Origin of the sequence: Vibrio sp. 10N.247.311.12, assembly GCF_041467515.1 — a bacterium.
In the GTDB taxonomy this organism is placed as follows: domain Bacteria; phylum Pseudomonadota; class Gammaproteobacteria; order Enterobacterales; family Vibrionaceae; genus Vibrio; species Vibrio crassostreae_C.
In genome coordinates this window covers 36,762-48,155 of sequence record NZ_JBFSUV010000032.1, presented here as the reverse complement: position 1 = coordinate 48,155, position 11,394 = coordinate 36,762, and the positions used below count along the sequence as shown (strand labels likewise).

The 11,394-nt window shown below is 43.3% G+C and carries 8 protein-coding genes; all 8 read left to right on the top strand.

Features of this window, described 5'->3' with window-relative positions:
- Positions 1 to 904: 904 nt before the first annotated feature.
- Positions 905 to 1,951 carry a ParM/StbA family protein gene (locus AB6E30_RS14825; protein ID WP_136987111.1) on the top strand — a complete coding sequence of 349 codons (1,047 nt, stop codon included), beginning with the start codon at positions 905 to 907 and terminating at the stop codon, positions 1,949 to 1,951.
- Between the two features lie 3 nt (positions 1,952 to 1,954).
- On the top strand, positions 1,955 to 2,449 hold the full coding sequence (locus AB6E30_RS14820) for a hypothetical protein (RefSeq protein WP_136987110.1): 495 nt from the start codon (positions 1,955 to 1,957) through the stop codon (positions 2,447 to 2,449).
- 272 nt (positions 2,450 to 2,721) lie between these two features.
- Positions 2,722 to 3,351, top strand: a complete 630-nt coding sequence (locus tag AB6E30_RS14815; RefSeq protein ID WP_154723888.1) for a hypothetical protein — start codon at positions 2,722 to 2,724, stop codon at positions 3,349 to 3,351.
- Between the two features lie 34 nt (positions 3,352 to 3,385).
- Positions 3,386 to 3,931, top strand: a complete 546-nt coding sequence (locus AB6E30_RS14810; protein ID WP_372104138.1) for a hypothetical protein — start codon at positions 3,386 to 3,388, stop codon at positions 3,929 to 3,931.
- 3 nt (positions 3,932 to 3,934) lie between these two features.
- Entirely contained in the window at positions 3,935 to 4,882 is a 948-nt protein-coding gene (traF, locus tag AB6E30_RS14805) for a conjugal transfer protein TraF (RefSeq protein ID WP_154723889.1), read from the top strand.
- A 152-nt stretch (positions 4,883 to 5,034) separates the two neighbouring features.
- Complete coding sequence (locus AB6E30_RS14800; protein WP_136987106.1) at positions 5,035 to 5,562, top strand: hypothetical protein; 528 nt, start codon at positions 5,035 to 5,037, stop codon at positions 5,560 to 5,562.
- Positions 5,549 to 6,955 (top strand): conjugal transfer protein TraH, encoded by a 1,407-nt coding sequence (locus AB6E30_RS14795; RefSeq protein WP_372104135.1) that lies wholly within the window; start codon positions 5,549 to 5,551, stop codon positions 6,953 to 6,955. The genes AB6E30_RS14800 and AB6E30_RS14795 overlap by 14 nt, the downstream gene beginning before the upstream one ends.
- Positions 6,956 to 6,958: 3 nt before the next feature.
- Positions 6,959 to 11,394, top strand: a 4,436-nt coding sequence (locus AB6E30_RS14790) for a conjugal transfer protein TraG N-terminal domain-containing protein (RefSeq protein WP_372104132.1), incomplete at its 3' end; no start/stop codon positions are given.

Below are 11,394 nucleotides of genomic sequence, written 5' to 3'. Positions count from 1 at the left end.
GATTGATGCTCGGGCAGGGTCGATTCCGATTCTTAGGGTGTCACGGTCAATGATTAACTCTCGGGCAGGGTCTTTTCTAAATTGCCATGCGCCAGCGACCTCTCCCTTGGCGGGAGCCTTTTTTTTAGCTCCCCCTTTATAATACTATTATACGGAGGGTGGTACACCACCACTAATATATGACGAAAGGCTGAATTTTCGTGTGAATTTTCGTTGTCACCAGTCACTTTTTCGTCTTTTTGATACCACCCCATGTATATGTAGGAGATATGTCCACCACACTCATAAAATCCTCATTTTCAAATTCCCTACATATATTGAGGGGGGTGTCAGACATCTCATTTATTAGCAGGTGCTAATGTTTTGGTGGTTCAATTTTAGTCGAATTTTGATACCACCATTGATATATGTAGGGACAGTGATGCCAAATTCTGAAACGAACTGTCGTTTCATGGTGGTTGATTAGCAGTGATGATCAGAACTAGATTACTTTCGTTAAGGCGCGTCATTGAAAATAAGGATTAACAATACCGCTCAAAATGTGTATGTCGGTTGATGGACGTTCTTTTGAGTAACGATTTTCGATTTCTGGCTAATTGCTTTCAAGAACGCGCAAATCTTCCCATACAATTCCCAATCCCACCAAAATAGAAACGATGTTATGCAATTTTTTTCAATTGTTTCTACAAATGTCATTTCTTAACCGATTTATTACGGTGTTTATCAATATTTCCCAAGCATCTCGATTTTCCTCATACGCAATACAATTTTATTCGATTCATGCACGATATTTTTCAACAGCTAACAATAAACATGAAAAATACCCTCACTAATTGCTAAACCATCATCAATTTTTGTGTATCACTAGGTTTGACATCAAGACAAATGATCGGAGTGATTGATTATGAACAAACAACTGGAAGTTGCAGCGATAGATGTAGGCTTTGGAACCACCTGCGTTGCATCTGAAATAACAGGCGATCACTGTTATTACCATTGCTTCCCATCAAGAGCTGTAAAGGTGAATCCTACAGAGCTGAAGCGACTGGAATCGTTTGGCACAACTCAGCGAAATACGGTTTTAGTGAACATTGACGGAAGTAGTTATGAAGTGGGGCCGGGAGTTTTGTCAAAAGCAGCTGACGCCAACGAAAGACTTCTTAATAAACGTTACATCTCAAGTCCGGCTTACAAGGCGCTGTTTATCGGTGGCTTAAGTCTATTAAAAACGGATTGCATTGACTTGCTGGTGGCTGGTCTTCCATTAAACCAACTTGATCGTAAAGATGAACTACTCAATTTTATGATTGGTGAACATCATGTGGATGGGCGAGTGATCCGAGTAAAACAGGCACATGTATTGCCGCAGCCACTTGGCGCACTTACTTATCATGCAAAGTCTGAAGCAAAGAAAATGAACTGCGGGATTATGGAGGCGCTTGGGAACCGAGCGAGAGTTACTGTTGACCCAGGTTATGGAACAACCGACTTCTTGACTTCAACGGGGCTTACAATCGACGAAGAACGTACAAAGGCATTCGAACTAGGTCAGGGGAAAATTCTCAGAAGCCTGAGCACCTACCTGTCTGAGGTTTTGGGTACGTCCATCGGGACCGAATTGGTAGACAAGGCATTCAACACGAAAAAGCTCGAAATATTTGCTGAAACGTATGACTTCCCTGTCGCTGATGGTGTCTTTGATTGCTTGCCGCTGATTGACAGTTTGTGCAATGAAGCAGTCGATTTACTTACAAACATGCTTGGTGAAGCATCAGACATACAAGAGTTTATTGTGTCTGGTGGTCCAGCTCCCGATTTCGCGAGAGCGCTAGAACGTGCATTTCCGAGACATACTGTGAAGTTAGTCGAGAAACATGAAGTTGCTGTATGCCTTGGTTTTGCTGAGTTAGCTAGACAAATCGCGGGTGTTAATTCAAACAAGGTTGCGTAGCTTATGAGTAATAGTATCGATGTTAACCTGTCGACTTGGGTGGAAAGGGGAGCTATCGAGATCCCCGATAGTCCCAAGTTTAAGCGCATCATGTTGCGACGAATACTAAACAAAGGCGCAGTGATTAAGCGATTGCACGAGTCGAACTGGGAAAAGATCTCATCACAAGTTGAGCTTACAATGCCGTTCAACGGCGAGAAGGTTAATGAGCGATTTAGAATATCTAAACGTGATTTCCCAGTTTTGTTAAGCGAATTGAATCATTGTGAAAACCGAAGTTGGTTACTCCCAATTCTTTTCCAATTGGGGCTGTTATATCACCAATCGGGTGAAGCAATTATTAATCGATTTTTGGGTAACGTGAACACCAACAACGAACACGGTTCTTCCCAAAATTCTCCACAGATACCTGAAGCTAAATCACCACAGACAGACCCAGCAGATTTGGTATCTACGGAACTGGTTGATAACTTGACTTCAAGCGGATTAATCAGTTGATTTTGACATAGTACATTTGCAAGAAGTCAAGGATTAATATTGAGAATGTGTATGTTTTTTTGTAATCATTGTTGTGATTTTATACATTTATGCAATAATCCAAGAGTTCACTAAAACAAATTGCGTATTATGGAATTCGTAATTTCGTATAAATGAACACAACGTCAATACTGTAAACGCAACCTAACAACGCTCGTGGTGAGCTTAGTAAGGTGTTTGAAAGGTCAATGTTGGGATCGTTCAAACTGCGTAAAAGCATGGAAGATTTACTTATGAAACGTCTAGGCCACATGGCAGCCGTGCGTGCAATTTCCGCTCGCATATTGTCAGCTGCACACCAATCTGTTTTAACTAACAGAGAATGCTCCGCTCAAATTAACTTTCTGACTAACATCGACGTAGATCGATTTATAAGTATCGAGCCCGATACTCTAGAGAAGTTTGTAGAGATGCAGCACCATATCTTTACCCTTGCCCCATTACGTTCTGGCTGCACTAAACAAACAGGTTTATCGGTTCTCAATACCGCAATTGAAACAGGCCAGTTTGAAAATTATCGAACACGATTGAACGCTTATCTCAATGTCACTTCTGAATCTACACCTTCTACCGATGAGATGAGTTTTCAGTGCCAATCACTAATTCTCGCAATGCACAACCTCGCTCAAACAGATCCGCATTCTGCGATGATTGAGCTAATGGCAACTCAACAAGAAATCACTAAGTTTGCTAGTTTTGAGTTGTTTCAAATTGTCAGGTTCACATCTGCCGGTATCAATCCTTTCGTATTTCACGAAGGTACTGAAGCTGAGATGTTGAATGCCTTAGAGACTCATGAATTTCAAAGTCACAATGTCGGCGTAGAACGCATTCGTATGCGTACCTTGACCGATATGATCTAAATTCAGTCTGTTCACAATTTGAAAGGATAGTCATATGTCCGAGATACAATTATCCACAGCGTCTCAAATGGCGCTGAAATTGGAGACGCGAGCACTCGATCTTGTACGCTTTGGTGCAAACGCAGCCACAATTAAAGACCTTTTAGGTTCAGTGCCTAAGTCTGCTCAACATGAGCTTGGCCGAATGCAGACAGACTTTAAAAAATCAAGAATGGGTAAAGATGCGAGCTTTCTTCATCAAGTACCGGAAGCGTTTCCCATCTCGAATAAGCTTTGGGCTTATTATTCAATCCTCTCCAATGACCCATCAGTGAAATTGCCGCTTCAAGACAATATCGACAAGATGCTTGATGCTTATGCAAGAGTATTTGATGAATCGAGTGAAGACATACGTGCTTACGTGAATTTCAATCGATTTGTTCAACTCCTTCATCGTATCGGTGACGGTACGATCCACATTTTCAAATGTGAGTGTGGGACAAAATATATTGGCCACACTGAAAGACCTGGTACTGGTTGTGCTCATTGTCGTGCAGAAAGAGCGAGAAATCGTCGTAAAGCCAAAGACGCTGAGGTATAGATTATGAAATCGAACTATCTAGGCTTATCGATGTTATGCGCCCTTGCATTTGCAGCTACCGCGACGGCAGATGCAAATTTCGTCAATGATAAAAGTGCCGCTCAAGGTTGGCACTTTTATGGGGAGCCTGAACCAGAAGAACCCAAAAAGCCCGTGCCTCCACCAGTCCCTATTGCCCCTCCAAGTACAGCAAAATCTGGTCCTGAACCTATGTCGACGAAATGGATTCGAGCGCACTTTATGGAGTTTGTTGGTGAAGCAATTAATGACCCTAGTCCGGAGAACATCCAACGAGCCCGATACATGCAACGTGTGATTATGGACAAGGCGACTGCTTTTAGGGAAGCGTGGATGCAAGATGTCATCAACAACCCTCTTCTTGATGAAACACAAGCAAGGCCAACATCGAGTTTTGCTCTTAATGCTAAGAATGAAGCTAAGAATCGTGCAGAACAGGAAGTGGTTCAAGAAGTAGCAAAACAAGCGGGGTTATGGTTCTTTTTTGAGAGCACTTGTGATTACTGTAAACGCCAAGCACCAATTGTCCAACGCCTCATGAGCAAATATGGCTTTAATGTAAATGCGATCAGCATCGATTTAGCGCCAATGGAAAATGGTATGTTTCCTGAGTATCAACCGGATACCAAGCAGAAGTATAAAGAGCTAGGCGTTCAAAGAGTGCCTGCTTTGTTTTTAGTCGGTAATTCCGGTGAGTTCGTAGCGCCCATTTCACAAGGCATTGTGACTGAAAGTGAAATAGTCAGATTGGTTCTTATTCAGGCAAAGACGGCCAATGTGATTTCAGAAGAACAATTTAACGACGCGTCGGCAGTTGAGTCACTACAGCAAATTACACGATTTGAAGATATTGATGAAGAAAGAGCCTTAACAGACGCAAACTATCTAGTTGAAATCTTAGAATCGAACCTCAAGGCACAGCAAGGTTACTAACTTTATTGCGGTTAATTGGAGCCTGTTCATTAGTTAATGAGCAGGCTTTTTTATATCAGTTGCACGTTAATTCCCGAAAAAAGGCTCCTTATTTGAATTTTTTGCACTGGCGTTAAGTAACACTAATCCTAGTTCTCTATCAGGATATGGTCATGAAGCTAATACCAGTGGTTCTACTGACATTCAGTACATTAGTGATGGCTAACGAGTCACAAAAGCCCGTGATTACGTCATCAAACACTACCAACTCCCATCAATCGACGACTCGACAAATAGTAGAAATGCCCGATTACGAGCGGCTATTTGGCGCTATTACGTCGAATAAAGGCGACATCAACGCGTTGAAAGTCAGCCTACTTAATTTCTATTCAAGCTTGCTCCCAGTTTTGCGTTATGAAGCTCTCGTTCTTGAGGTCCCTGAAGCTTTGACCGCTTATAGCTCTGCAGAGTCAGCAAGCTACGAACTCGCCAAGCTTCACCTTATTGACCCTCAAACTCTAGAACCAAGTGAATATCAGTTTTATGAGCGAGTAGTGGTTGAAGACAGCTACGAAATTGCGAAGGAGTTGGTACTTAATGTGTTGCCGTTTATCCCTTCGCCTGAATCAGACCAACAGAAAAGTTTGACAAAGAATGTCAATGCACAAGCGCAGGAGGCAATCAATTATGAAACGTATTAGGTCTTTTATCGTTGCCGCCTCGCTGACATGCTCTATGAATGTGTTGGCCAACCCAATGCAAGACGTCTTCAATGGGTACTCGACAGGTCATGGTATTGTCGACTACGAAACCAGTAATAAAAACGCCATCGCACTCGGTTCTTTTTCATACCGTGTTAAGAGTCATGATCCAAATATCGTGAACTTTCAAGTTCCGTCGATGAAAGCCGGATGTAACGGAATCGACCTTAATCTGGGTTCATTTTCAATGATCAAAGATTTAACAGGGATGCTCCAAAACTCAATGAGACAAATTGCAGCGGGTAGTGCGTCGTATGCCTTCAACCTAGCTTTAGATGCTCTGTGTCCGACGTGTGCTGCAAACATCAAAGCCTTGAAAAAAGCGATGGATGAATGGAACAAATTTTTCAAGAACTCATGTGAAGCGGGTCAGGCATTAATGGCCAACGCGGTCGGCCCATATGAACAATCAATCCGAGATGCTTTAGCAATCGGTCAAGCCGCAAACTCAACTGGTGTTGCGACAGATTCAGCTGATTGGTTTCAAAACATAGCCCCAGGCACTTCATTGCTTGAGCTCTCCCAAAAAGTTCAGAATGGTGAGGAATTACTGACAGGTAACCTGCTAATTAACGGCATGAGAACATCAAAAATGAATGTTGGTGCCGCTGACTTCTTCCCTAGATTTTCGGAAACCGTCATGTCACTAGTTGGGACCGAGATCCGAGATGTTGCTGATAACACTGACCCTGATCGCCAAGGTGTCGAAACCTCTTCAATTGCGACAACTCCGGTTCCTGCGACATTGACTCTGCTAGATATCGCCTTTGGTGGCTTTGATACTCAAGAACAAGTGACAAGGCTCAAGTGTAATGACGGTAACCCAGATACTGTGGCCAGCTCTAAATGTCTCGATGTTACTCAGGAAACGATTGATTGGAGGCCGTTGAACAAACAGTTCTTAGAAGCGTTGGACGGAACGACAGACGGGACCGCAGGCGTATTAGAGGTCTATCGAACAGGTGCTCGCGGTGCGAATGATTTTGGTCCTACTCAAAAAGCAGTGATACAGGGTGGCGGTATGGATGTATATGGCTACATAGCTTTACTCGCGACCAAATACAGAAAAAGTTCAGAGGTCCAAGGTTACTACGAGGCAATTGCTAATGAATACGCGTACAACTTTGCGATGCAATTTTTCACATCTGCTCGTGCGTATTTGGATGCGGTTGCAATCGCGGCTAAAGCCGACAGCGATGCTAATGCCCAAGCCTACATAAAAGAAGCAAGAGGAATGTTGAACATACAGATGGACATTGTGGACCGCCACTATGAACAACAAGACTCTAAGAACCGTTTGCATATGTTAGTCGAGAAGAGTATGGAGAACTAAGTCATGGAATTTCTGATATATACCATTGGTAATTTTGATTGGGCTAGACAAGTTTTCCTTGGCTTGTCGATGGCGTTCGATCAATCAACAGGTGATTTTGGACAGCCTAACTACTTGTTCGGTCTTGGATTAGTTCTTTCCTTCTTCGTTGCAGCCTTCAAACAATTCTTTGAAAAGGGTCAGATTGGTGGTGAATTCTTAGGAACAGTGTGCAAGGGCTATCTTATCTGGATGCTGTGTTTCTACCCGAGAGTCGACATTGTAGTCGAACATGCTGGTACGGGTGATTCAGCGTATTTTACTGACATTCCTATTGGTTTGGCTATCGGTGGAGCTGTAACGACTCAAGTACCTATCGCGTTTATCGATATTTTGAGTGACATCTTTGTGATGCCCCAGAACTCAGGCACACACTTAGACGCACTTAGAACGCTGGTGGCTATCGAAGGGTCTGTAAATAGTCCGAATATTCGTACTATTGGGCATGCAGATAGTGATTTCATACGCAGCATAGACAGTTACATGAATGGCTGTTTGTTCAAAGACATGGAAGTTGGTGGAGCCTATCAAGAGGCGAAGGTTGGCAATGTATTGACGAATGTCGATGCTTGGGCCGCGATGGAGGTCAGCTCAACGATTTGGTACATCGACATGTATCTTGAAGGGCAACCGTCATTCATGTCGTGTAAAGACTCTTACACTGCACTGAGCGCATACATTGATAATGACCAATCGAAATTAGCAGACGGACTCGATGAGTTAAATGAAGCGAAAGGCATATCAGCGACACAAGTAAGCTCTGCACTTCAGCAGTTGGGCTCTGCATCAATGGACAGCTACACATTTCAAATGAATAACTTCCTTGATTATCACGTCAAAAAGAACGCTATGGGGTTAGATGCTAGTCATTCTGCACGAGGCCAACTTGTTGACGCTATGGAATATCAAGCGAAACAACAGCGTCTTTTCACTATGGCAGGTGACAGAAACTTGTGGCTTGAAATGGCCCCTGCCACCATCTCATTTTTTGAAGCGTTCGTGTGGTTTGCTGCACCACTTATGTCCTTCTTTATCATCTTTGGTGAAGGGGGCTTTAAGATCGCCGCGTCATACATGCGATTCTTAGTGTTAGTTGGATTGTATCCATTTGTGATGATTCTGATTAACTTCTATCTCGATTGGTCTATTCAAAATGCGTTGGAAACGTCGATCACTGAGCAAACAGCATACACCATAGGGGGATTGTCCAATTTCTATTCCGAAGCGCGAAGTTATATAGCGACCGCATCTTACATGACGACAATGGTTCCTATGTTGGCTTATATGCTTTTGAAAGGTGGCGAATACGCAACCGTGAGTATGGCTGGCAAGATCGGGGGAACCGCACATGTTAATCCTAGTGCTGTCGCACCAGATATTGCCGTTGGTGCCAAAAATGGTTCACTCAGAATGGGTAATCACAGTTGGACTATGGGTGATAACGGTGTGGTTCATTCAACAAATCAAATTCAAGATCAAAACATGCCAACACTCAGTGGTATGTCGAATATGACCAGTAACTTATCCCTTACATCAAGTATGGCAGAGTCGCGAGTTCAATCATCCCAAGCTTCACATCAACAGTCATGGGGCAAGCTTTCTCAGCTTATGACGCAGATTCAAAAAGGAAAAAGTGCGAACGGTAGTGATAGTCATCAATATTCTGAAAATGCTCAATTTGCAGCGCAGGTGCGTGAAGGTTTACAGAAAAACACCAATCTAGATACTCAAGAAATTACTCAATTGATGGGTAAGTTAGTAATGGGTGGTGGTGGCTCGGGTAGCGGAAGTTTCGGTTGGGGAGGTGGAGAGGATTCAACACAGCAAAACTCTGAGAGTGCAAAGACGTCGACTCAAGCTTCTGACTCTACCCAATACAGTAATGGAAAAAATAATAAAACAATGTCGAATACGCAGGGGGGCTCTCAGGCTGCAGGACGACACGGACGTGGCCCCGTGACGAGAACTAGCCATATAGAAGATAAGGGCAATTCAAAAACAGAAAGAGTCCAAGTTACTGACACTAAGAGTAATGACAAGAGTTCCGGAAAAACAAACCGAGTGGGTTCAAGAAGCAAAAGTGATTTCTCGGTTGGTCTTGATGGCCGAGTTCAGGTTAACGCAGAAGGCGGGTTTAACCTTACGGAACGTGAGGCAGAGGCATTGCAGGCAAGCTTAGGTTACGTGACCAGTGAACAAGGCGGCACCAGTGCTCAATATACTAGTCAAGAAGCGATTCAAAAGGTTCATGGTCTTTCAAGAACGACAGGTTGGGGCGAAACGGGACAAAATGCTATTCAAGACCTGAAAAGTTATACAGCTGCGAAACAATTCCAAGAAACGACGCAACACGCATTGGGTGTTGCAAAAGGTTTGAATCAAAATTATTCAACCAATTTTACAAATGCGGCAAACAATAAGGAATTTAAAGAGTGGGTGGCTAATGGTTATAACACCGAAAGTGAGATGGCCAACATGAGCCCAGAGGAGCGTAGAGTCGTTGATGCCAATGCTCAGGCCCGAAACCTCCAAATACAACGTGATGCATCTAAATACTATCACGGAGATGTGGGTCGTGCTGCAGCAGTACTTTTCACAAGTGAAATGGTTAATCAATATCAAGAAGTGGCGACCGCTAAAGACATGAATTCAATGAAATCGGGCTTGATGGATATCTCGCAGAAATTCAATGAAGCCGACTTCTTGATTGGTGACAAAGCACTTAATGATATGTCGAAAAACTTTGCCACGATGAGTAACAATTTAGGGTCTGTGAAAGATACCACCAGCAACTCAGCCGTAGCAGGCATTCCGGAAGAAATTCAAAGACACCAGCAAGGCTTTGAGAAAACACGAGATGAACGACTGGGTGAGGTTGGTACATTATTGACCACCAAAAATATCAAAGATGAGCACGGGGAAAATGTTGATAAGGCTCGTGCCAATGCATCAAAAGTTGCGCCTGAGAAAACAGATGAAATTAAGGCCATTGAAACTGCCACTGATACAGTTAATCCAACTCCAATTTCTCAAGAAGTTAAGAGTGCTGCGAAAGATGCTGGTGGATTGGTAAATGACGTTGCAGCGGGGCTAGTTTCTCAGTTTCACTCTGCGACAGCGCAACAGCTATCAGAGCCTGCCGCAGAAAACATGAAGCACTTAGAATCACCATTGAATAAAGGTGCTGATTTACTAACAAGACCACAAATTGCAACTAACCCAAGTGCTCGTGATTTTGGACTCACCACTAATTCCGAAGGTGTATATGGTGCCGCTGTGATCGCGTTAACCAGTGATGAGAACACGCTCAATAAAGATGGGCTACTCAGTGACACTGAAATCAAGCATCACAATAATGCGGTTGGGAATATAGAACAACTAAGAACGGAAATGTCTGAGGATGAGTCATTTGCCAAAGAAGTCGGTGGACTTGCATCGGGCAAATACACCATGGAAGCGTTAGAGGACTATAAACTGTTTATGGGTGGCTCTGAGGACGGGTTCAGAGACATTGATTACAACAACGTTGCTCATGTTGCCTCAACACTTGGTACATCCCTTACTGATGAGCAAGTTTCGAATCTATCAAATCAATCTGAGGTCAATAAGAATTACGATGTCGTAAATGGCAAATTGTTATCTAAACATTATCTGCAGATTGGAACAGAGAATGGGGCCGAACACCAGAAAGCTTACCACGCATCTAAAGATACACCGAATGAAGTGAAGTTGTCACAACTTGAAGCGACAGGTAAAGAGCAAAATGAAGCTGCAATTAAAGAGGGCCAATCTAACGGAACAACTCCATTAACGGGTGTTAATGACACCGTAGCGAACACAGCAATGCCGGGTTCTGTACCGTCAAATGAGCCGTCACCAGTACCAAGTTCAATGACAAAATTCGCTGAAACTGCAGCGCAAAGCTTGGCACTTATGGAGGCATCAGAGAACAGTGGTATGAGTGACGAACAGAAATCACAAATCTTTGACTCCATTGACAGTAATACGATTTCTGTAAAAGAAGGAGCTCAACTGTTCAATGCTGTAAGTTCAGGTGAAATGACCGCTAATCAGGCAATTACGTCGTTGCAAGAGAAAGAGGAGATGCTTGCTTCAACAGAAAATACCCAACCTGATGCGCAACCAACAGAGGCAAATAATTCAAAGGAAAAAACGACACAACAAACCCAAGGCAATGATCAAACAGGTTTCTCCAAACTAGCTTCAATGGTTGTTAGCGCATTACCTAGTAGCCCATTACAGCCAGAGGACAGTAATAATCAGCATACCCAAGTGCAAAGCAATCAAGAGGTAGCTCCTGATAATAAATCAGCCGAAACGGTAGAGACGTCGAAGACCTCTGACACTGTATCTACGAACTCACGCCCTGAAAGTTCAGC